Raw genomic sequence first — 21,647 nt, forward strand, 5'->3', positions numbered from 1 at the left:
TTCCAGCGCCAGCTCAAATTCCGTTTGCCCAGCTTGCCGCGGGGTTCATTTCCCCCGGGGCGGTCCGGCGGGCGGCCGGTCATAGACTCGCGAGCGTGTCCCACCTCTCCCCGATGGCTCGATTCGGCGGGCTTCTCGCCCGTGACCTGCGCGACGTCACCAGCGACCCGGCGGCCCTGGACTCCTCGGGCTGGTGGGCGGTGACCGCCGATTTCGAGGGCGGACTGGTGTGCGCGCGCTTCGGGGACGTACGCCCCGCGCCGGTGCCCGCGCCGGGGCGCTGGCGCGGCCCCGCGCCCCGGGACTGGACCAGCTCGCTGGATCGCGGCGCGTACACCGCGGGCGTACGGCGCATACGCGAACACATCGCGGCGGGCGACGTCTATCAGGCGAATCTCTGCCGAATTCTCACGGCGCCGCTGCCGGACCCGGACGCCGCCGACGTGGACGCGCTCACCGCGCTGCTGGCCCGCGGCAACCCCGCCCCGCATGCCGGAACGATTCGGCTGCCGGCCCACGGCGTGGAGGTGGCGACCGCCTCGCCCGAGCTCTACGTGCGCCGGACCGGTCGCACCGTCGAGTCCCGGCCGATCAAGGGCACCGGCCGGACCGCCGCCGACCTGCTGGAGAAGGACCACGCCGAGAACGTGATGATCGTCGACCTGGTCCGCAACGACCTCGGCCGGGTCTGCGCGAGCGGCTCGGTGACCGTGCCGGGACTCTGCGCGATCGAACCGCACCCCGGCCTCGTCCACCTCGTCTCCACGGTCCGCGGCGATCTTCGGGCGGGGGCCACCTGGGCGGACCTGCTCGGCGCGACCTTCCCGCCCGGCTCCGTCACCGGCGCCCCCAAGTCCAGCGCGCTGCGGATCATCGAGGAACTGGAGACCGCGCCGCGCGGCCCGTACTGCGGCGGCGTCGGCTGGGTGGACGCCGACCGCGGCACGGCCGAGCTGGCCGTCGGCATCCGCACCTTCTGGATCGACCGGACGGCGGCCGGCGGGCCCGTGCTGAGATTCGGCACCGGCGCCGGCATCACCTGGGGCTCCGACCCCTCGCGGGAGTGGGAGGAGACCGAGCTGAAGGCGGCCCGGCTGCTCGGGGTAGCGTCTGGGGATATTGCGGCGAGCGAAGGGATTTCACGGTGAACACACAGTCCAACGGGGCCTCGGCCCCGGCATCCCGGATCTGGCTCGACGGGGCGCTGAGGGAGGCCGACGGCGCCCGCGTCTCGGTGTTCGACCACGGGCTGACCGCGGGCGACGGCGTCTTCGAGACGCTCAAGGCGACGAACGGCGGCGCGTTCGCGCTCGACCGCCATCTGCGCCGGCTGGCGACGTCCGCGCGCGGCCTGGGGCTGCCCGAGCCGGATCTGGACGAGGCGCGCGAGGCGTGCGCGGCCGTGCTGGCGGCCAACCCGATGGAGCACGGCCGGCTGCGGATCACCTACACCGGGGGGCTCTCGCCGCTCAGCTCCGACCGCGGCGATACGGGCCCGACCCTGGTCGTCGCGCTCGGCGCGGCCAAGCGGCGGCCCGACAGCACCGCCGTCATCACGGTCCCCTGGGTCCGCAACGAGCGCGGCGCCCTCGCCGGGCTCAAGACCACGTCGTACGCCGAGAACGTGCTGGCGCTCTCCCGCGCGCACGAACACGACGCGACCGAGGCGCTGTTCGCCAACACCGTCGGCGCGCTCTGTGAGGGCACCGGCTCCAACGTCTTCGTCGTCCTCGACGGCGAACTGCACACCCCGACCCTCGCCTCCGGCTGCCTCGCGGGCATCACCCGCGCGCTGACGATCGAGTGGACGGGCGCCAAGGAGACGGAGCTGCCGTACGACGTGCTGGACCGGGCCGAGGAGGTCTTCCTGACCTCCAGCCTCCGCGATGTGCAGGCCGTCCACCGCATCCACGGAGAGGCCGGCGAGCGGCTGCTGCCGGGGGCGCCGGGCCCGGTGACCGCGAAGGCGATGCGCGTGTTCGAGGAGCGGTCGGCGGCCGAGCCGAATCCATAAACCCCGTGACGTACGGCCGTGGGGCAGGTACAACACGAACGTGACCACCACCCTGCGGCCCGCCGCGGCAGAACAGCGCACCGAGCACGGCGGCCGGTCCCGGCCGTACGAGGTCTGCGTCAACAGCCGCCCCGTGGGCGGGATCCAGTTGGCGACGGACGACCGCTTCGGCACCCGTGTGGGGCGGATCGTCCGGCTCCATATAGACGAGGCCGACCGGCACCGCGGCCGCGGCACGGTCGCCGCGCTCGCGGCCGAGGAGGTGCTGCGCGGCTGGGGGTGCAGCCGGGCGGAGCTGAGCGTCCCGGCCGCCGCGGGGCCCGCCCTCGGGCTCGCCACCGCGCTCGGCTACGCCGAGCGCGGGCGCGGCATGGCCAAGGCGCTCACCACCGCCCCCGACCTGCCCGCGGGCAGCGCGGTCCGGCCGATCGGCGCCGCCGAGTACCCGGCCTGGGAGGCGACGGCGCAGGAGGGGTACGTCCAGAGCCTGGTCGAGCGGGGGATGGGCCGCGCCGAGGCCCGCGCCAAGGCCGAGGCCGACAACGCGGCGGCGCTCCCCGACGGCCCGGACACGGCCCACACGGCGCTGCGCTTCCTGGCCCACGACGGCGTGGACGTCGGCGCCCTGTGGGTGCGGCTGCGCGATCCGGAGCGGCAGGGCGGCTTCGTCTTCGACGTCGAGGTGGACCCCGCGCACCGCGGCCGCGGGCACGGCCGCACCCTGATGCTGGTGGCCGAGCGCGAGTGCCTGGCGGCCGGGGTGGACCGGATCGCGCTCAACGTGTTCGCGGACAACACCCCGGCGCTGCGGCTGTACGAGTCGCTCGGCTACGAGGCGACGGACATCCATTTCTACAAGCCGCTGCTGTAGCGGCCGGCGGCCGTGGCGCTGCTACGAGCCGCCGCTACGGGCCGCTGCCGCGGTGGCCGGCGGCCGGGGCGGGCCGGATCAGGCCGGATCAGGCCGGATCAGCTCTGGCCCTGCTCGGCGAGCAGGCGGTCGGCGATCTCCTCGATCCGCTCCCGCAGCCCCTCCTGGCTCTTGCCGCCGTCGAGCCGCTCCCCGCCGATCACATAGGTGGGGGTGCCCGTCACGCCGATGGCCTTGCCCTCGGCCTGATCGGCGTCGACGATCAGCAGGTGCCGGCCGTCGACGAGCGCGGTGTCCATCTCCTCGGCGTCCAGGCCGAGCCCGGCGGCGGCGTCCAGCAGGACCGGGCGTCCCTTGGCGCCGAGCTCCTCGGTCCGGGCCAGCACGGCCTCCACGTACGGCCAGCTCAGCCCCTGCGCGGCGGCTTCCTCGGCGGCTTGCGCGCCCTCGTAGGCGTGCTGGTGCTTCTCCAGCGGGAAGTGGCGCAGCCGGATCTCCAGCCGGTCGCCGTAGCGGGCGCGCAGCGCGTGGAGGTCGTCGACGGCCCGGTGGCAGTCGGGGCACTGCAGCTCGCACCAGACGTCCAGAACGGGACGGCTGGGACGGGCGCTCTGGTCAGGGCTGCTGGGGGTGGCGTGGCTCATGGGTTCAGTCTCCCAGCCGACGCGGGCGAGCGGAAACAGCACCTGGGGAGGAGGACCCCCCTTAGATCACCCCGAGATATGCCCCCGCGCGCCTCGGATCGTGGCACTCCGGGGGCCGTCCGGTGCAGGATGGACGGGAGACCCCATCGCCAGGAGGACCGGATGCTGACCTCGACCATTTGCGCCGCGGTGTCCGCGGCGGGCCTGGGCATCGCCCTGCTGACGGCGTACCGCAAGCGCTTCCTGGCCGCGGCCCGGATCGCCGCCTACGCCCTGGTCCCCATCGGACTGGTGATGACGGGCGTCATCGACTGGGTCAAGGACCTGGTGTTCAAGCCGAGCGTCTGGGTGGGCTTCGGCGTGCTCGCGCTGTCGGCCGTGCTCTTCATGATCACCAGGGCCGTCGAGCGGCGGGGCGGCGGCACCCGCAAGGAGCGCCGGGCGGCGGCCGCGCAGCAGCGCGCCGCGACGGCCCCGGCGGCCTCGGCCCCCTCCCTCGGCCAGGCCCCGGCCCGGCCCGCCGCCGCGGCGGCCGAGCCGAAGAAGGGCAGGGCGGCCGGCGGCGGGGAGGACTTCTCCGACATCGAGGCCATTTTGAAAAAACACGGGATCTGACGAACTCGCCGACGGTACGGGCGTGTTGATCACCGCTCGGGGCGCCGCTGCGCCATCATCTGGCCCAAATGAACGACGAACAGGCCGAGATGACCGAGGAACCGCGCGGTTGCCTCTTCGCCCTTTCCCAGCCCCCGCTGATGCTGTTCCTGGCCTTCATCGCCACGCTGATCCTGCTCACGGCGGCGCATGATCTCTACCCGTGGTGACGCGCCGGACCGCGAGGGCGCGCCGGCTCCCGAGGACGCGCCGGACCGCGGCAATGCGCTGGACGCCCGCGCGATCGCCCGGAGCGGCGGTACGGCGCGCGGGGCTCAGCCGGCGGTCTCCCGGCGGCGCGCGCGGTAGGCGGCGACGTGCAGCCGGTTTCCGCAGGTGCGGCTGGAGCAGTACCGGCGCGAGCGGTTGCGCGAGACGTCGACGAAGGCGCGCCCGCAGCCCGGCGCCTCGCACCGGCGCAGCCGCTCCCGCTCGCCGGCCACCACCAGGAACGCGAGCGCCATGCCGCCGTCGGCGGCCAGATGGTCGGCGAGCGAGGCGCCGGGCGCGAAGTAGTGCACGTGCCAGTCGTAGCCGTCGTGGTCGGAGAGCCGGGGCGTGGTGCCCGCCTCGGCGACCATCGCGTTGAGCAGCGCGGCCGCGCTCGCGGTGTCCGGCGCGGCGAAGACCCGCGCGAACCGCTCCCGTACGGACCGCACGGCCGCGACGTCGGCGGCGCCGAGCGGGCCGGGGTCCCGGAAGCCGCAGCTCGTCGCGTAGCGGCGCAGGTCCGCCGGGGTGGCGAGGCCGTCGTCGTCGCCGGGCCCCTCGGTGTTCAGGAGCCGTACGACGGCGTCGAGCGCGCACCGGGTGTCGTGGTTGATCAGCACGGTTCGCTCCCTGGCCGACGGGACGGGCGGCTGGCTTCCGAGGGAGCAGACTTTAGCGGCTCCACGACACGACGGCGCCGTCGCGCGCGGTGGTTCCGCGGCGACGGCGCCATCGTCCGTCAGGTGCGCTGGGGCCGTCCCCCCGAGTTAGGACGGCCGTTCGTGGTGGTCCGGTCGGCTCCCGTCCGGCCTCAGCTCTCGGCCAGGATGTGGGAGAGCTCGGTGTCGAGGTCGAAGTGCCGGTGTTCGGTGCCGGGCGGCACCGCGGCGTCGGTCCGCTTCAGGAACGACTCCAGGGCCCGCGCCGGGGCCTCCAGCAGGGCTTCGCCCTCCGGAGAGCTCAGCGCGATGCAGACGACGCCCTGACCGTGGCTGCGGGACGGCCAGACACGGACGTCTCCGGTGCCCGTGGGCCGGTGCAGGCCCTCGGCGAGCAGGTCGCGGGCGAAGACCCACTCGACCGTCTCTTCGGCTCCGGTGTGGAAGGTGGCGTGCACGGCATACGGATCGGCCGTGTCGTACCGCAGACCTGCGGGTACGGGGAGTGAGGACTCGCTCGACACGACGAGGCGCAGGTGCAGCTCGCAGCTGACCGTGGTGTTCATAAGCGCCAGGGCCTTTCGCTCAGTGTGCGCTCGGGGATTCGCACGTCGGCGAAATCGACATGCCACCTACGGTGTCGTTGTAAACCCCTCTGCCCGCTTTGCGGCCCTTCGGGTAGCTCGGACGGCCGTACGCACCCTGTATGTATACCGCCGTTTCGGTGAACATCGCGATACGTCAGATTGACGTGACGTCTACGTGGCATTGACGCGACAGTGGAGCGGCGGGCGATCGGGGCGCTCTCGCCGCGCCGTGCCGGGCGGGCTGCGCCGCGCCGGGCGGACCCCGCCCGGGACGGCGCAGCCCGCCCGGCCATGGTCACGGCCACCGCCCGGCATGGGGTAATGTTTGCGCTGCGCAGGGGGCGATTAGCTCAGTGGGAGAGCGCTTCGTTCACACCGAAGAGGTCACTGGTTCGAACCCAGTATCGCCCACCCCGACCGGAAGTCCGTGAGGCTCATGCCTTGCGGACTTCCGGCTTTTCGGATGCGCTGACGGGCATGTTCCGACCACGGACCGCAGACCTCTGCCGCTACCGGTTCCGCAGCGACTGGCTCGTGGCAGCGGCCCCCGACGCCGTCTACGCGCTGCTCGCCCGCGCCGAGGACTACCCCCGCTGGTGGCCCCAGGTCCGCGAGGTCCGGCCGCTCGACGAGCGCGGCGGCACCGCCCGCTTCCGCTCCTTCCTCCCGTACGACCTCGTCGTCACCGCCCGCGAGCGGCGCCGCGACCCCGTGGCCCGGGTGCTGGAGGCCGGGATGAGCGGCGATCTGTGCGGCTGGGCGCGCTGGACGGTGACCGCCCGGGGCGCCGGCTCGCGCGTCCGCTTCGAACAGGAGGTCCGGGTGGCCAAGCCGCTGATGCGCCGGCTCGCGCTCGTCGGCCGCCCCGTCTTCCGCGCCAACCACGCCTGGATGATGCGGTGCGGGCGGCGCGGGCTGCGGGCGCTGCTGGCCGCCCCGCCGCCGGCCCCCGACCGCCGGTGAGAAGGGGGGCGGGAATTTGAAGTACGGCGGCCGCGGCCTGTATTGTTCGGGACGTTCCGCGGGGGAGACCCCGGCCGGACACCCGGGCGATTAGCTCAGTGGGAGAGCGCTTCGTTCACACCGAAGAGGTCACTGGTTCGAACCCAGTATCGCCCACGCCGAACAGGCCGGTCCGTCAACAGACGGGCCGGCCTTCGTCGTTCGCCGGGAGCGCGGCCGGGAGCACAGGGGTGTAGCGAGGTACACCATGGGACGGGTGCGTTCCCCATCGTGCGGGCCCACCGCCCCCGCCTAACGTTCGAGGAGTCCGAGAACGGCCGCCCGGCCGTCCGACTCCGGAGGGCGAAAGACATGAACGCAGCGATGAGGACCACGCTCTGGACGGTGTTCACCGCCTGCCTCGCCGTCAATGTGGCGACGAGCCTGCTGATGGGCGAGAGCGCCCTGCAACTCGTCCTCAGCGTGATGGCGGGGCTCTGCGCGCTCGGGGCGGGCATCGGGCTGTGGACCACGCGCCGCGCCCGCTGAGCGCGCCCTTACGCGGCGGCGGGAAGTTCGGGGCGCAGTGGCCAGGCCGGGTCGCAGACCTCCTGTGTGCCCTGCGTCGCGAACCACGCCTGGAGGCCGCGCGCCTGCGCCGCGTGCCACAGGGCCTGGCGGGCGTGCAGCTCCGCCGCGTTCAGCCGGCCGAGCCGGGCGGCGAAGCGGCGGCCCACCGCCCGTACGACCTCCAGCGCGGCGAGGGCGTCCGCCGCCGCCTCATGGGCGCCGGACAGCTCCACCCCGTACAGCGCGCACAGGTCCGTCAGCGTGCGGCGGCCCTTGCGGTAGCGGTCGAGGTGCTTGTCGAGGACGCGCGGGTCCAGCACGCACAGCGACGACATGCCCAGATAGTCGGCGAGCGGCGCGGAGCGGTGCCGCCGCAGCTCCCGGTCGAGCAGCGTCAGATCGAACGGGGCGTTCATCACCACCAGCGGCGTGCCGCGCGCCGAGACCGCGGCCAGCGCCCGCGCCACCTCCTCCATCACCGGCGCCGGCCACCGGCCGTGATGCTGGAGATACGCCCAGGTCAGGCCGTGCACCTCGGTGGCGCCGGCGGGGACGGGCACGCCGGGGTCGACGAGCCAGCGCCGGATCGCGGGCGGGGCGCCCGGCTGGTGCTGCACCACGAGCGCGGCCGAGACTATGCGGTCGTTCTCCACGTCAACACCGGTCGTCTCGGTGTCGAAGGCGGCGAGCGGTCCTTCGTACCAGCACGGCTTCTCCACAACTCCTCGCATTCACCTCGCAGTTGACCCAATCCCCGCCCCACCGGGTGATACCCGGCCGGTGACGTGTCCGAACCGCCCCTGTTTGGCGGGTAGTTCGGACGGAGACAACACAGGAGTACGGACCCGACGGATCGGTGAAGTCCGGAGGTCGATTCGGCCATGGCGCTCACGCAGCCCGACCCGGGCGGACGCTCGCCCGGGCGGCTCGCACCGCGGCGCGGCTCCCTCGCCACCACCGCCTGCATGGAGACCCTGCAAGTCGGCTATCTGCACGCCGTCACGGCCGCCGCGGGCTGCTCACTGGCCCAGCCCTTCCCGGACAGCGGCATCGACTGGCACGTCAGCCACAGCGCGCCCGGCCACGCCGTCGACGACGAGGTCACCATCAAGGTGCAGCTCAAGTGCACGTACCAGATCGCGCCCCGGCCCAGCGGCCCCGCCTTCTCCTTCACCCTCGACAACGGCCACCTCGCCAAGCTCGCGCGCACCCCGGTCGCCGTCCACAAGATCCTCGTCGTGATGCTCGTACCGCGTACCCAGGACGCGTGGCTGCGGGCCGGCCACGACCGCCTCGAACTGCGGCACTGCTGCTACTGGACCAACCTGGCCGGACACCCGGTGACGGGCAGGCGCAGGACCACCGTGCGGATTCCGACCACGCGCGTCTTCGACGACCGCGCGCTCTGCGAGATCATGACGCGGGTCGGGGAGGGAGAGACCCCCTGATGCACCGGCCGACCGAACAGCCCGCCCACCCCATGCCCCCGCCCGCCCCCGAGGACGTCGACCCCGCCGTCCTCGGCGCGCTGCTCGCCCGGCACGGCTGGCGGCGGCGCGGGGGAGCGGCCGGGCGCTACACCCACTGGGCGCCGCCCGGCGGCCCCGCGGGCGGCGCCAGCCTGCTCATCCCCGCCAGCCGCCGCTTCCCCGACGCCGTCGACCTGCTCGCCGAGGCGCTCACCGCGCTGGAGCGCAGCGCCGCGCCCTCCGCCAGGGCGGTCCTCGTCGCCCTGGCCACGCCGAGCGACGAGATCCACTGGCGGCGCGAGGTGCCCGAACCCGCCGGGGGAGCCGCCGCCTGGAGCGCGCAGGAGCGGCTGCGCGACGGCGCCCGCGCCATGCTGCTCGCCGGGGCGCTCGCCGCCCGCGGCCGCGCCGGCTATTACGGCGCCCGGCACCGGCGGGGCGCGGAGGCCGCCCTCGACCGGCTGCTGGTCGGCCCCGCCCCCGGCGGCCGGGAGCTGACCGTGTACGTGCCCGTCGCGGACGGCCGCCCGATGGTCACGACGCTGCTGCGCGCCCTGCACGCCGCCCGCGACGCCACCGACTACCAGCGCGCCACCGGCGGCATGGAGGCGTACGACGCGGCGGTCGAGGCCGGGGTGTGCCAGGAGCTGACCGAGGCGCTGGTCCAGCTCGTCCGCGGCTCCGAGGGCGTCCGGATCGCCGTGGACTGGTCGCCGGCGCTCGGCCCGCACGACGGGTTCGCGGCCCGCCCCGAGCCGGTGGAGTTCTCCCCCGGGGACCTCCCCGCCCTGCGCGAGGCCGGCGCCCGGTACGTACGCGACGAGCCCTCCGTGCCGGTGCGGCTGACCGGCGCCGTGGTGCGGCTGCGCCGGGAGGGCCCGGCCGGGCCCGGCAGCGTACGGCTGCGGGTGCTCTCCGGGGCCGACGTGGCGCAGGTGCGCGTCGCGCTCGACGAGGACGACTACCGCCTCGCGGGCCACGCCCACCTCGTGGGGCTGCCGATCCGCATCAGCGGCCGGCTGGAGAGCCGGGGCGGCTTCCGGCGGGTCACCGGGGCCCATGGCATCACCCCGGTGCGGGTCGACGACGCCGAGCGCGACCGGCTGCTGAAGTCGATGCACGAGAACCTGGACTTCTTCGAGGGGGCGTGCGGCGGGGAGTAGCGCCGGCGGCTCCGGCCGGGCCGTGATCAGGGCGGGCAGACGGCTGCCAAACCGTTTCGCGATGCGCTCGCGCGGCTCGGTACGATTCACCGTGCGCAGCGCCCGCTGCCGCAGGACCCATGTGTCAGGAGCTACCGGTGTCAGACGTCCGTGTGATCATCAAACGCGATTCCGCCGAACCGGAAGAGCGAGTGGTCACGACGGGCACGACGGCCGCCGCGCTCTTCGAGGGCGAGCGCACGGTCGTCGCCGCTCGCGTGGCCGGGGAGCTGCGCGACCTCACCTACGCGCTCGCCGACGGCGACGAGGTGGAGCCCGTCGAGCTGGCCAGCGAGGACGGCCTGAACATCCTGCGCCACTCGGCGGCGCACGTCATGGCGCAGGCCGTGCAGGACCTCTTCCCGGAGGCCAAGCTGGGCATCGGCCCGCCCATCAAGGACGGCTTCTACTACGACTTCGACGTCGAGACCCCGTTCACCCCGGACGACCTCAAGCGCATCGAGAAGAAGATGCAGGAGATCCAGAAGCGCGGCCAGCGCTTCTCGCGCCGGGTCACCACGGACGAGGACGCCCGCGCCGAGCTCGCCGACGAGCCGTACAAGCTGGAGCTGATCGGCCTCAAGGGCGCGCCCCTCGCCGACGGGGCGGACGGCGCGAGCGTGGAGGTCGGCGGCGGCGAGCTGACCATCTACGACAACCTCGACGCCAAGACCGGCGAGCTGTGCTGGAAGGACCTGTGCCGCGGCCCGCACCTGCCGACGACCCGGAACATCCCGGCGTTCAAGCTGATGCGCAGCGCGGCGGCGTACTGGCGGGGCAGCGAGAAGAACCCGCAGCTCCAGCGGATCTACGGCACCGCCTGGCCGTCGAAGGACGAGCTGAAGGCGCACCTCGAATTCCTCGCCGAGGCCGAGAAGCGCGACCACCGCAAGCTCGGCTCCGAGCTGGACCTCTTCTCCATCCCCGACGAGATCGGCTCGGGCCTGGCCGTCTTCCACCCCAAGGGCGGCGTGATCCGCCGCGCGATGGAGGACTACAGCCGCAAGCGCCACGAGGAGGCGGACTACGAGTTCGTCTACACGCCGCACGCGACGAAGGGGAAGCTCTTCGAGAAGAGCGGCCACCTGGACTGGTACGCCGACGGCATGTACCCGCCCATGCAGCTCGACGAGGGCACGGACTACTACCTCAAGCCCATGAACTGCCCGATGCACAACCTGATCTTCGACGCGCGGGGACGCTCGTACCGCGAGCTGCCGCTGCGCCTGTTCGAGTTCGGGACGGTGTACCGGTACGAGAAGTCCGGCGTCGTGCACGGTCTGACCCGGGCCCGCGGCTTCACCCAGGACGACGCGCACATCTACTGCACCAAGGAGCAGATGGCGGACGAGCTCGACTCGCTGCTCACCTTCGTGCTCGACCTGCTGCGCGACTACGGCCTGAAGGACTTCTACCTGGAGCTGTCCACCAAGGACCCGGAGAAGTTCATCGGCTCGGACGAGAACTGGGCGGAGGCCACCGAGACGCTGCGCAAGGCGGCCGGCAAGCAGGGCCTGGAACTGGTCATGGACCCGGGCGGCGCGGCCTTCTACGGCCCGAAGATCTCGGTGCAGGCGCGCGACGCCATCGGCCGTACGTGGCAGATGTCGACCATCCAGGTCGACTTCAACCTGCCCGACCGCTTCGACCTGGAGTACACCGCGCCGGACGGCTCCAAGCAGCGGCCCGTCATGATCCACCGGGCGCTGTTCGGCTCGATCGAGCGGTTCTTCGCGGTGCTCCTGGAGCACTACGCGGGCGCCTTCCCGGCGTGGCTGGCTCCGGTGCAGGCCACCGGCATCCCGATCGGCGACGCGCACGTGCCCTACCTCCAGGACTTCGCCGCCAAGGCGAAGGCCAAGGGGCTGCGGGTCGAGGTGGACGCCTCGTCGGACCGGATGCAGAAGAAGATCAGGAACGCGCAGAAGAGCAAGGTGCCGTTCATGATCATCGCCGGTGACGAGGACGTGGCGAACGGCGCGGTCTCCTTCCGCTACCGCGACGGCTCGCAGAAGAACGGCGTGCCCGTCGACGACGCCCTCGCCGAGATCGTCCAGGCCGTCGAGGACCGCGTGCAGGTCTGACGGAGGGCCTGCGGGCCCCGGCCGTACGGCCCGGCGGTCCCGACCGTACGGCCCGTCGGCACGGTCGTACGGACCAGGGCCGCCGCACGGCGGCCGGCGTCGCCCCGGAGCGGTTCAGGACCGCCCCCGGGGCGACGCCGCGTTCGGGCGAAGCCATATGCTGCACACCATGACGAGCGAGCCGGAACAGCAGATCGGAGTGGGGACGCAGGACGCCTTCCAGCGACTGTGGACGCCCCACCGGATGGCGTACATCCAGGGCGAGAACAAGCCGACCGGACCCGGAGCCGAGGACGGCTGTCCGTTCTGCACGATCCCCTCGAAATCCGATGAGGACGGGCTCGTCATCGCGCGGGGCGAGCACGTCTACGCGGTGCTCAACCTCTACCCGTACAACGGCGGCCACCTCATGGTCGTCCCGTTCCGGCACGTCGCCGACTACACGGAGCTGGACGCGGCCGAGACCGCCGAGCTGGCGGAGCTGACCAAGCGGGCGATGACCGCGCTGCGGACCGCCTCCGGCGCGCACGGCTTCAACATCGGCATGAACCAGGGCGCCACCGCCGGCGCCGGCATCGCAGCCCACCTGCACCAGCACGTCGTGCCGCGGTGGGGCGGCGACACCAACTTCATGCCGGTCGTCGGCAGCACCAAGGTGCTGCCGCAACTCCTCGCGGACACCCGCCAGATGCTCGCGGACGCCTGGCCGACCGCCTGACGCCACGCCGGGCGCCCGGCCCGGCCGTCGCGCCCCGCGGGGGCCCGGCCCCCGCCCGCGCCGCCGTCGGCGGGCGCGTTCCGGAAGCGGGCCCCGTACGTACCGGGCGCCCCTCGCCGCGCGACGGGAGGCGGACGACGCGGCCCCGGGCCGACGCGGTCCCGGGCCGACGCGGTCCCGGGCCGACGCGGTCCCGGGCCGACGCGGCCCCGGGCCGAGGCGGCCCTCGCCGCGCGCCGGGCGGCCGGACCGCGATTTCCGGCCGGGATTCACCCGAAAACTGGATCAGCGCGCGCATCGCGGACAAAGACGGTCTGATGGACCGGTGACCTTCCTTCACCGCCGCGGTGTGCTGCGCGCCGCCGCAGGGACCACAGCCGGCGCGGCCGCCGGGGCGCTGCTGCCGGGCTGCGCGGGGGACCGCGCCGCCACCGACGCCCGGCACGCGCCGTCGGCGGCCCGGGACCCGGCGCCCACGCCCGTACCGGCGGCGTCGGCCCGGCCGCTGCCCCGGGGGCTCCCGGCCCAGATCGCGCACGGGCCGCGCGCCGGGACCGCGGTGGCCCTCACCTTCCACGGCCGCGGCGACCCGAAGCTCGCCACCGCGCTCCTCGCCGAGGCCGAGCGGGCCGGGGCGCGGCTGACGGTGCTGGCCGTGGGCCAGTGGCTCGACGAGGCGCCGCGGATGGCCCGCCGGGTGCTCGACGGCGGGCACGAGCTGGGCAACCACACCATGCGCCACCTCGACATCTCCACGATGTCCGGGACGGCCGCGTACGCCGAGATCACCGAGTGCGCCGACCGGCTGCGGCGGCTCACCGGTTCCATCGGCCGCTGGTTCCGGCCCTCCCGCGCGCAGTACGCCACCGAACGGGTCGCCCGGCTGGCCGCGAAGGCCGGCTACCCGCACGTCCTCTCGTACGACGTGGACTCCCTCGACTACACCGACCCGGGCGGCGACGCCGTGCGCCGCACCGTCCTGGCCGCCGTCCGGCCCGGCTCGGTGGTCTCCCTGCACTTCGGGCACGCCGGTACCCTCACCGCGCTGCCCGGCATCCTCGACGGCCTGCACCGGCGCGGCCTGCGCGCCGTGACCACTACGGAGCTGCTGACCTCATGACTGCCCTCATGACCCGGCCCACTCCTCGCGCCCTCCGCCGCACCGCCCTGCTGGCCGTCGCCGGCGTCCTGCTCGCGACGGGCTGCGGGGGCGGCGGCCACAGCGACGAGGCCGCCGGCCGCACGCCGCGGCCGCGCGCCTCCACCCCCGCCGCCGCCCCCGGGCTGCCGGGCATGCCGCCGCTGCTCGATCCGCACGACCTCTACGCCGCGGACCGGCCGAACGCCCTGTCCCCGGTGGTCAAGGACTTCCCCTCGCGCGTCTACGTGCCGAACACCGAATCCGACACGGTCAGCGTCATCGACCCCAAGACGTACAAGGTCGTCGAGACGATCCCGGTGGGCCGGCAGCCGCAGCACGTCGTGCCCTCCTGGGACCTGAAGACCCTGTGGGTCAACAACGACCTCGGGCACTCGCTGACGCCCCTGAACCCGGCCACCGGAAAGGCCGGCAAGCCCGTCGACGTCCACGACCCGTACAACCTCTACTTCACGCCGGACGGCAAATACGCCGTCGTGATGGCCTCCATGGACCGCCAACTGGTCTTCCGCGACCCGCACACCATGGCCGTGAAGAAGACCGTCCCGGTGAGCTGCCACGGCGTCAACCACGCCGACTTCTCGCCCGACGGGCGGTACTTCATCGTCTCCTGCGAGTTCTCCGGCGAGCTGCTGAAGGTGGACACCGCCGCCATGAAGGTCACCGGCCAGCGGAAACTGCCGTTCCAGGGCGCGATGCCGCAGGACGTGAAGATCTCCTCGGACGGGAAGACCTGGTATATCGCCGACATGATGGCCCACGGCGTCTGGGTCCTGGACGGCGACAAGTTCACCGAGCCGCGCCTGATGCGCACCGGCAAGGGCGCCCACGGACTCTACGTCTCCCGCGACTCGAAGTCGATGTACATCTCCAACCGCGGCGAGGGCACCATCTCGGTCCTGGACCTGCCCAGCCGCAAGCTGGTGAAGAAGTGGCGGCTGCCGGACGGCGGCAGCCCGGACATGGGCGGGGTCTCGGCGGACGGCAAGGTGCTCTGGCTCTCCGGCCGGTACGACGCCGAGGTCTACGCGATCGACACGGGCAGCGGCCGCCAGCTCGCCCGTATCCCCGTCGGCAGCGGCCCGCACGGACTGGCGGTCTACCCGCAGCCCGGCCGCTACTCGCTCGGCCACACGGGCATCTTCCGCTGACGACGGGGTGCCTGCCGGAGGCGGACGCTGGGGTGCCTGCCGGAGGCGGCGCGCCTCAGCCCGCGTAGTCGTCCGCCTTGCGCGGCGACGGGTCCTGGATCGCACCGCTGAGGAACGCCGCCCGGTTGCCGAACTTCGTGATGTCCACCCCGTTCTCCTCCAGTACGCGCAGCGCCGCCTCGTGCACCACCCGCAGGACGGGCGTGGCCGCGCGCATCGCGTCGTCCGCCATGAACCGGTGCCGCCAGGGCTTGTCGGCCCAGGCGTGCCGCAGGCCGAAGGGCTCGGGGAGCTTGAGCTTGCCGCCCCAGTACTCCAGCAGCGGCGGGTACCACGTGAGGGGGGCGCGCGCCGTCAGCCGGGCGACCTCGCGGGCGTGCACGATCGGCAGGGTCTTCTGGGTCGGCGCCCAGAACTTGAGCCCCTTGACCTCCTTCGTACGGGCCTTGGGCTTGTTCGAGAACATCGGGTGGACGGGGCCCAGCGCGTGCCCGGTGATCTCGATGCGCAGCGTCTTGTGCAGCACCGTGACGGTGATCAGCAGCGTGATCACCAACTGGCCGTCCCACAGCACGAACTGGACGCCCAGGTAGTGCCGGTTGCCGCTGCCGAACTGCTGCTCGTTGCAGATCTTCTGGAGCTCCGAGCCCCTTATCTCGTACGAGCCCTTCTCGCCGCCGCCGGGGCGCGAGACCTCCGAGGCGCCCTCGCCGATGGGGGAGACCACCCAGTGCTCCACGAAGGGCGGGGTGAAGCCGCCGGTGTGCAGCGGGCTGCGCTCCAGGAGCTGGAGCTGGTCGTACACCGCGCGCACCACGTCCCAACTGCGGAAGGGGTGGATCTCCTTCTCCGGGTCGCTGGGGACCAGGTCCTCGGCCATCTGCCAGCTTCCCCAGCGGGTGCCCATGCCGAGTATGCCCTTGGGGCCGGCGTAGTAGACGACGTTGCTGCGCTGCTCCGCGCTGAGGTGGGCCAGGCTCTGCCGCAGCCGCTCGGCCGCGCTCTCGCCGGGGTTCTTCGGCACCGCCTCGGGGATCTTCGCGCCCACCCCGCCGCCGGAGAGGAGGCCGCTCCAGCGGTCGCGGAGATCCTTCGCGGTGCGCTCGCAGATGATCTTCGCCCAGAAGCCGCCGATGAGCGGGGCGATGAGCATCGCGCGCAGGTAGACGCCCCAGAAGCCGTTGAACGGAAGCTTGATCATGAAGATCACGCCGAGCACGGCGAGCGCGAGGAGCAGCGCCGTGCCGAGCACGCCGGCCCGCTTGTTCTGGGCCCCGGCGATCAGCCGGCGGAGCTGGAAGCCGCCGAGCCACAGCAGCACGCCGGGGAGGAAGAGCAGCCCGAAGACGACCATGATCACGGTGAGCTGGGTGTCGCGCTGCTTGCGGATGCGCAGCGCGGCCAGGCAGTGCTCGACGACGGTCTGCGGCTCGATGCCGAAGGACTGGATGAGCGGCTTGCGGCCCTCGTCGATCATGCGCTTCTGCACGGCGCGCGAGAACGCCTCGCCCAGGTTGGGTTCGAGCAGCGCGAACCGGGGCTTCTGCACCTCGGAGGTGGCCGTGTCCGAGTTGGCCTTGAGCAGCTCGTCCATCGGGCCGTCCCGGTACGCCGCGGAGGCGAGCGCCTGCGTCGCCGCCGTCTGCCCGGCCGCACCCGAGAGCGGAACCTGCGCCCCCGGACTGAAGTCGAACGCGTCCCCTATAGCCACTACCGCCCCCAACGCCGCACACCTGGTGTTGCGGTCTGTTCCCGACTCCCGCTCACGCCACACCTTGTGAGCTGCCGGTCCAGCGTATCGGCGGTGTCCACCCCGTGTCGCCGGAGATCGGGAAGCCGCCCGTCGCAACCGAGTTGAGGCGGGCGGCTCGCGAACTATCGGCCGTTCTCGGCCTGTTCCCGAATCCGGTCGGAGAGCTGCGCCGGCATCGGCTCGTGACGCGCGTACGAGCGGCTGAACCGCCCGGTGCCGTGCGACAGGGACCGCAGGTCCACCGCGTACCGGCCGATCTCGATCTCCGGGATCTCGGCCCGTACGAGCGTGCGCTCCGCCCCCGACTGCTCGGTGCCCACCACCCGGCCGCGCCGCCCGGAGAGGTCGCTCATCACCGCCCCGACGAACTCGTCGGAGACCAGCACCCGCACCTCGGCGACCGGCTCCAGCAGATGGATACGGGCGTCCGCCGCCGCCTCCCGCAGCGCGAGCGCGCCCGCCGTCTGGAACGCCGCGTCCGAGGAGTCCACCGAGTGCGCCTTCCCGTCGAGCAGGGTGACCCGCACGTCGACGAGGGGGTACCCGGCGGCGAGACCGCGCGCGGCCTGGGCCCGTACGCCCTTCTCCACGGACGGGATGAACTGCCGGGGCACGGCGCCGCCCACCACCTTGTCGACGAACTCGATGCCCGAACCGGGCGGCAGCGGCTCCACCTCGATCTCGCAGATCGCGTACTGGCCGTGGCCCCCGGACTGCTTGACGTGCCGCCCGCGCCCCGCCGCCTTCGAGCCGAACGTCTCCCGCAGCGAGACCTTGTGCGGCACGGTGTCGACCTGCACGCCGTACCGGGTGCGCAGCCGCTCCAGCGCCACGTCCATATGGGCCTCGCCCAGGCACCACAGGACCACCTGATGGGTGTCCGGGTTCTGTTCGAGCCGCATGGTGGGGTCCTCGGCGACCAGGCGGCCGAGGCCCTGCGAGAGCTTGTCCTCGTCGGCCTTGCTGTGCGCCTCGATGGCGACGGGCAGCAGCGGGTCCGGCATCACCCAGGGCTCCATCAGGAGCGGGTCGTCCTTGGCGGAGAGCGTGTCGCCGGTCTCCGCGCGACCCAGCTTCGCCACACAGGCCAGATCGCCCGCGATGGCCTCCGGGACCGTGCGCTGCACCTTCCCGAACGGCGAGGACAGGGCCCCGACCCGCTCGTCGACGTCGTGGTCCTCATGGCCGCGGTCCTGGAGCCCGTGGCCCGAGACATGCACGGTCTCGTCCGGGCGCAGGGTCCCCGAGAACACCCGGACCAGGGAGATCCGGCCGACGTAGGGGTCGGAGGAGGTCTTGACCACCTCCGCAGCCAGCGGGCCCGCCGGATCGCAGGCCAGCGGAGGGCGCCGGGCGCCGCCGGGGTGCGCGACGGCGGGCGCCTCGCGCTCCAGCGGGGTGGGGAAGCCGCCGGTGATCAGCTCCAGCAGCTCGACGGTGCCCAGGCCCTGCCGGGCGCCCTCGGCGGCGGGGGCGGCGGCCAGCACGGGGTGGAACCTGCCGCGCGCCACGGCCCGTTCCAGATCCTCGACGAGCGTCTTGACGTCGAGCTCCGCGCCGCTGAGATAGCGGTCCATCAGGGTCTCGTCCTCGCTCTCGGCGATGATCCCCTCGATGAGCCGGTTGCGCGCCTCCTCGATCCGCGGCAGGTGCGCCGCGTCCGGCGGCTCGTCGGTCCGTACGCCCGTGGAGTAGTCGAAGACCCGCTGCGAGAGCAGGCCGATGAGCCCGGTGACGGACGCGTGGCCGTCGGGGCCCTCGGGGCCGTGCAGCGGCAGGTACAGGGGGAGCACGGAGTCGGGGGAGTCGCCGCCCAGCGTCCGCCGGCAGACCTCCGTCATCTCCTCGAAGTCGGCGCGGGCGGCTTCGAGGTGGGTCACGACCAGGGCGCGCGGCATGTTCACCGCGGCGCACTCGTCCCACACCATGCGGGTGGCGCCGTCCACGCCGTCGGCCGCCGACACGATGAAGAGGGCCGCGTCCGCGGCGCGCAGACCGGCCCTCAGCTCCCCGACGAAATCGGCGTAGCCGGGGGTGTCCAATAGATTGATCTTGATGCCGCCCCACTCCACGGGGATCAGCGAAAGCTGTACGGAGCGCTGCTGGCGGTGCTCGATCTCGTCGTAGTCGGAGGCACAGCCGCCGTCCTCGACCCGTCCGGCCCGGTTCACCGCGCCGGTCGCCAGCGCCAGGGCCTCCACCAGAGTCGTCTTCCCGGACCCGCTGTGGCCGACCAGCACCACATTCCGAATGGAGCCGGGCCGGTCGGCCGCCACTGCCCTGCCGGCGGCCCCTGGGTGCGTACTCGTCTTGTCGCCCATGTGTCTCGCCTCCCGGTCGACACTGCGGTATGTCGAGCTTTCCACCGGGGCCATGGTGCGTCCATACATCGCACACGCGCCCGTAACGGGACCGGCCGGACGAAGATCAACTCATCGGCCGGAAATGGACCTTCGCGAGGCGGCCGGAAGACGGGCCCGCCGGCCCCGTGCCGCCGTCAGCGGGAGCTGACCGCGCCCGTGTCCCACGCCCAGGCCGCGATCTCGACGCGGTTGCGCACCCCCAGCTTCGACTGGACGCTCGCCAGGTGCGTCTTGACCGTCGAGAGGGAGAGGAACAGCTCCTGGCAGATCTCCTGGTTGGTCCGGCCGACCGCGACCAGCCGCACCACGTCCGTCTCCCGGCCGGTGAGCGCGGCCCCCGCCCGGGCCGCCGGCCTGTGCCGCTGCTCGCCGAGGCGCGCCAGCAGCCGTACGGTCACGGCCGGGGAGACCAGCGCGTCGCCGCGCGCCGCCGCCCGCACCGCCTCGACCAGCAGCCCCGGCCCCGCGTCCTTGAGCAGGAAGCCGCACGCCCCGTGCCGCATCGCCGTGTAGAGGTAGTCGTCCTGGTCGAAGGTGGTGACGATGACCACCCGCAGCGGATCGGCGGCCTCCGGGCCCGCGAGCACCCGGGTCACCTCCAGGCCGTCGAGCCGCGGCATCCGCACGTCCACCAGGCACACGTCGGGGCGCAGCCGGCGGGCGGCCTCGACGCACTCGGCGCCGTCCGCCGCCTCGCCGATCACCGTGATGCCGGGCTGCGCGTCGAGGATCAGCCGGAAGCCGGTACGGACCATCTCCTGGTCGTCGGCGATGAGGACGGTCGTCTCGGCGGCGGGGGAGAAGGGCGAGGGGGCCTCGGGGGCGGGCGCGCCGGAGGGGGGCGTCTCGGCGGCGGGCTTTTCGGATGCGGGAGCCTCGGGGGCGGGTTTTCCGGCTGCGGGCCTTTCGGCTGCGGGCGGCGCGGATATGGGCGTACCGGCCGGGGACTTCGCGGATATGGGCGTACCGGACAGGGGCCGCGCGGATACGGGCGTCGTGGAGCTGCTCACCGGGGTGATCCTGCCATGGGCCCCGCGCCGCCCGGAGCGGGGAAGGCGGCGGCGACCAGCCAGCCGCCGTCGGCCGTCGGCTCCGCCCGCAGCTCGCCCTCGACGGCCTCCACCCGCTCCCGCAGCCCGAGCAGGCCGAAGCCGCCGCGCCCGCCGAGCGGCGCGAACCGCCGCTCGGGGGAAGGGGCGTTGCGGACCTGGACGGTGAGCCGCTCCGCGTCCGCGTCGATACGGACGTCGGCCGACGGCGCGGCGGGGGCGTGCCGGCGCACATTGGTCAGCGCCTCCCGCACCACGCGCTGTACGGACGTCTCCACCTCGGGCCCCAGCCGGGCCCGGCGGGCCGCTTCGGTGACCTCCAGGGCGACCGGCGGGCCGCCGTTGCGGGTGAACTCGGCGACAAGGGACGGCAGTTCATCGAGCGTGTCGCCGGGGCGCAGCGGCTCGCCCTCCTCCTCGCGCAGCACGCGCACCAGCCGCCGCATCGAGTCCAGCGTCTCCGCCCCCGCCCGCTCGATGCCCTCCAGCAGCGGGTCCACCTGCTCGGGCGCGGTCTGGCGGATGGTGCGGGCGGCCTGCGCCTGGATGACGATCCCGGTGACGTGGTGGGCGACGAAGTCGTGGAGGTCGCGGGCGAGTTCGCGCCGTTCGCCCTCGCGGACGGCGGAGATGGCGCGGACGCGGCGGCCGTCCAGCACGCGCAGATAACTGCCGAGGCCGATGGCCGCGCCGACGCAGAAGGTGAGAAGGAAGGAGAAGGCGACCATCAGGTTCAGCTCGGCCATGCGCAGGGGCACGACGATGACCGCGAGACCCAGGGCCGCGCTCAGCGCGACGGCCATGCCCGGCGGCCCCTCCTTCCGCGCGACGCGCACCAGGGCCACCAGCAGACACGCGGTCTCCAGGAGCCCCCACGCGCCGTTCACGATCCGCTCGCCGGGCAGCAGCAGGAAGCCGGTCAGCAGCCAGGACAGCACGACCGCGGCCGCCATCCGCCACGTCACGGCACGCGGCCGGGCCGCGGGCAGCAGCACCAGCCCCGCGATCACCGGCCCCACCACCGGAAACAGCCACGCCCGCGGCCCGGCCCCGGCGTGCCCCGCCCGCGCCGACGACAAATCGGCCACCCATAGCAGCGCGAGCGCCGCGTACAGCGCGCAGACGGCCAGATACTGCGCGCGAAAACGGGGGAACGGTACGCGATCTCTCACGGCCCCGAGGCTACGCACCGACCCCCGGCCGCGCCGTCGGCCGATCGGCCGATACGGACCGGGCGACCTCGGCCGGTCGGCCGGGGCGGGGACCGTGCCTTGGGGCTGGGGTGCTCGTACGGGGCCCGGCGGCCTGTCCGTACGGCGCGGCTGCCGGCGATGGCGCGAGCACACCCGGCGCGGGTGCACTGGGCGCGGTCGGTCCGTACGCGCCGCGAGCGCCATGGCACGGGCGGGCCGTCCGCGCCCCCGGCGCGTTGGCGGTTCGGCGGCCGTGACGAGCGCCATGGTCGCCGGGCGCGATGCGTTCGCGGTGTGCGCGTGTCGCGTGACTACGATGGGCCAGCCGGTGGCCCCTTGACCATCCGGCCCGATT

21 protein-coding genes and 2 tRNA genes are annotated in these 21,647 nt (G+C 73.5%); 15 read left to right on the forward strand and 8 right to left on the reverse strand.

Annotated elements, in window-relative coordinates; all coding sequences use genetic code 11:
* Positions 1–113 precede the first annotated feature (113 nt).
* The 3 genes from IF55_RS00975 to IF55_RS00985 are packed head-to-tail and all read left to right on the forward strand — an operon-like array spanning position 114 to position 2,885.
* The gene (locus IF55_RS00975; protein ID WP_030879557.1) at positions 114–1,148 is read left to right on the forward strand and encodes a chorismate-binding protein; all 1,035 of its coding nucleotides are present in this window, start codon (positions 114–116) and stop codon (positions 1,146–1,148) included.
* Positions 1,145–2,014 (forward strand): aminotransferase class IV, encoded by an 870-nt coding sequence (locus IF55_RS00980; protein WP_048831393.1) that lies wholly within the window; start codon positions 1,145–1,147, stop codon positions 2,012–2,014. Before IF55_RS00975 ends, IF55_RS00980 begins: the two co-directional genes overlap by 4 nt.
* A 40-nt stretch (positions 2,015–2,054) precedes the next feature.
* Entirely contained in the window at positions 2,055–2,885 is an 831-nt protein-coding gene (locus IF55_RS00985; protein ID WP_030879562.1) for a GNAT family N-acetyltransferase, read from the forward strand.
* Positions 2,886–2,983: 98 nt separating this feature from the next.
* Here the strand turns inward: IF55_RS00985 and IF55_RS00990 are convergent, their stop codons facing one another.
* Positions 2,984–3,529, reverse strand: coding sequence for a DsbA family protein (locus IF55_RS00990; protein ID WP_030879565.1), 546 nt, complete (start codon positions 3,527–3,529; stop codon positions 2,984–2,986).
* 162 nt (positions 3,530–3,691) lie between these two features.
* On the opposite strand from IF55_RS00990, the gene IF55_RS00995 reads away from it, so the two are divergent.
* Both IF55_RS00995 and IF55_RS39655 read left to right on the forward strand, forming a co-directional pair.
* Positions 3,692–4,144: a hypothetical protein gene (locus IF55_RS00995; protein ID WP_030879568.1), complete on the forward strand. Its 453-nt coding sequence runs from the start codon at positions 3,692–3,694 to the stop codon at positions 4,142–4,144.
* Positions 4,145–4,212: 68 nt separating this feature from the next.
* Positions 4,213–4,353 (forward strand): hypothetical protein, encoded by a 141-nt coding sequence (locus tag IF55_RS39655; protein ID WP_169767176.1) that lies wholly within the window; start codon positions 4,213–4,215, stop codon positions 4,351–4,353.
* A gap of 105 nt (positions 4,354–4,458) precedes the next feature.
* On the opposite strand, the gene IF55_RS01000 is transcribed toward IF55_RS39655, so the two are convergent.
* Both IF55_RS01000 and IF55_RS01005 read right to left on the reverse strand, forming a co-directional pair.
* Positions 4,459–5,013 (reverse strand): CGNR zinc finger domain-containing protein, encoded by a 555-nt coding sequence (locus IF55_RS01000; RefSeq protein ID WP_030879571.1) that lies wholly within the window; start codon positions 5,011–5,013, stop codon positions 4,459–4,461.
* 191 nt (positions 5,014–5,204) lie between these two features.
* A complete protein-coding gene (locus tag IF55_RS01005) occupies positions 5,205–5,618 on the reverse strand; it encodes an SsgA family sporulation/cell division regulator (protein ID WP_003959770.1) in 414 nt (137 codons plus the stop codon).
* Positions 5,619–5,978: 360 nt separating this feature from the next.
* On the opposite strand from IF55_RS01005, the gene IF55_RS01010 reads away from it, so the two are divergent.
* From IF55_RS01010 to IF55_RS39100, 4 genes are all read left to right on the forward strand, one after another.
* Positions 5,979–6,050, forward strand: a tRNA-Val gene (locus IF55_RS01010).
* 66 nt (positions 6,051–6,116) lie between these two features.
* On the forward strand, positions 6,117–6,602 hold the full coding sequence (locus IF55_RS01015; protein WP_030879577.1) for an SRPBCC family protein: 486 nt from the start codon (positions 6,117–6,119) through the stop codon (positions 6,600–6,602).
* Positions 6,603–6,686: 84 nt separating this feature from the next.
* Positions 6,687–6,758, forward strand: a tRNA-Val gene (locus tag IF55_RS01020).
* Between the two features lie 207 nt (positions 6,759–6,965).
* Positions 6,966–7,130, forward strand: coding sequence for a hypothetical protein (locus IF55_RS39100; RefSeq protein WP_157854310.1), 165 nt, complete (start codon positions 6,966–6,968; stop codon positions 7,128–7,130).
* An 8-nt stretch (positions 7,131–7,138) separates the two neighbouring features.
* Here IF55_RS39100 and IF55_RS01025 read toward each other — a convergent pair whose 3' ends face one another.
* Complete coding sequence (locus IF55_RS01025; RefSeq protein WP_245661013.1) at positions 7,139–7,870, reverse strand: exonuclease domain-containing protein; 732 nt, start codon at positions 7,868–7,870, stop codon at positions 7,139–7,141.
* Positions 7,871–8,032: 162 nt separating this feature from the next.
* On the opposite strand from IF55_RS01025, the gene IF55_RS01030 reads away from it, so the two are divergent.
* The 6 genes from IF55_RS01030 to IF55_RS01055 all read left to right on the forward strand — a co-directional run bounded on the left by IF55_RS01030 (position 8,033) and on the right by IF55_RS01055 (position 14,934).
* Entirely contained in the window at positions 8,033–8,599 is a 567-nt protein-coding gene (locus IF55_RS01030; protein ID WP_030879583.1) for a DUF4365 domain-containing protein, read from the forward strand.
* The gene (locus IF55_RS01035; RefSeq protein WP_030879586.1) at positions 8,599–9,783 is read left to right on the forward strand and encodes a hypothetical protein; all 1,185 of its coding nucleotides are present in this window, start codon (positions 8,599–8,601) and stop codon (positions 9,781–9,783) included. Before IF55_RS01030 ends, IF55_RS01035 begins: the two co-directional genes overlap by 1 nt.
* Before the next feature lie 137 nt (positions 9,784–9,920).
* Entirely contained in the window at positions 9,921–11,906 is a 1,986-nt protein-coding gene (gene thrS, locus IF55_RS01040; protein WP_030879589.1) for a threonine--tRNA ligase, read from the forward strand.
* 157 nt (positions 11,907–12,063) lie between these two features.
* Positions 12,064–12,624, forward strand: a complete 561-nt coding sequence (locus IF55_RS01045; RefSeq protein ID WP_030879592.1) for an HIT family protein — start codon at positions 12,064–12,066, stop codon at positions 12,622–12,624.
* A gap of 325 nt (positions 12,625–12,949) precedes the next feature.
* Positions 12,950–13,744: a polysaccharide deacetylase family protein gene (locus IF55_RS01050; RefSeq protein ID WP_037963763.1), complete on the forward strand. Its 795-nt coding sequence runs from the start codon at positions 12,950–12,952 to the stop codon at positions 13,742–13,744.
* Positions 13,741–14,934: a YncE family protein gene (locus IF55_RS01055; RefSeq protein WP_245661014.1), complete on the forward strand. Its 1,194-nt coding sequence runs from the start codon at positions 13,741–13,743 to the stop codon at positions 14,932–14,934. Before IF55_RS01050 ends, IF55_RS01055 begins: the two co-directional genes overlap by 4 nt.
* Before the next feature lie 55 nt (positions 14,935–14,989).
* Here the strand turns inward: IF55_RS01055 and IF55_RS01060 are convergent, their stop codons facing one another.
* The 4 genes from IF55_RS01060 to IF55_RS01075 all read right to left on the reverse strand — a co-directional run bounded on the left by IF55_RS01060 (position 14,990) and on the right by IF55_RS01075 (position 21,271).
* Positions 14,990–16,639 (reverse strand): hypothetical protein, encoded by a 1,650-nt coding sequence (locus IF55_RS01060; protein ID WP_030879604.1) that lies wholly within the window; start codon positions 16,637–16,639, stop codon positions 14,990–14,992.
* Between the two features lie 170 nt (positions 16,640–16,809).
* Positions 16,810–19,008, reverse strand: coding sequence for an elongation factor G-like protein EF-G2 (locus tag IF55_RS01065; protein WP_030879606.1), 2,199 nt, complete (start codon positions 19,006–19,008; stop codon positions 16,810–16,812).
* Between the two features lie 176 nt (positions 19,009–19,184).
* A complete protein-coding gene (locus IF55_RS01070) occupies positions 19,185–19,823 on the reverse strand; it encodes a response regulator (protein WP_037963826.1) in 639 nt (212 codons plus the stop codon).
* Between the two features lie 233 nt (positions 19,824–20,056).
* On the reverse strand, positions 20,057–21,271 hold the full coding sequence (locus IF55_RS01075) for a sensor histidine kinase (RefSeq protein ID WP_245661015.1): 1,215 nt from the start codon (positions 21,269–21,271) through the stop codon (positions 20,057–20,059).
* Between the last annotated feature and the right edge of the window lie 376 nt (positions 21,272–21,647).

Origin of the sequence: Streptomyces varsoviensis, from assembly GCF_000718635.1 — a bacterium.
Lineage (GTDB): Bacteria > Actinomycetota > Actinomycetes > Streptomycetales > Streptomycetaceae > Streptomyces > Streptomyces varsoviensis.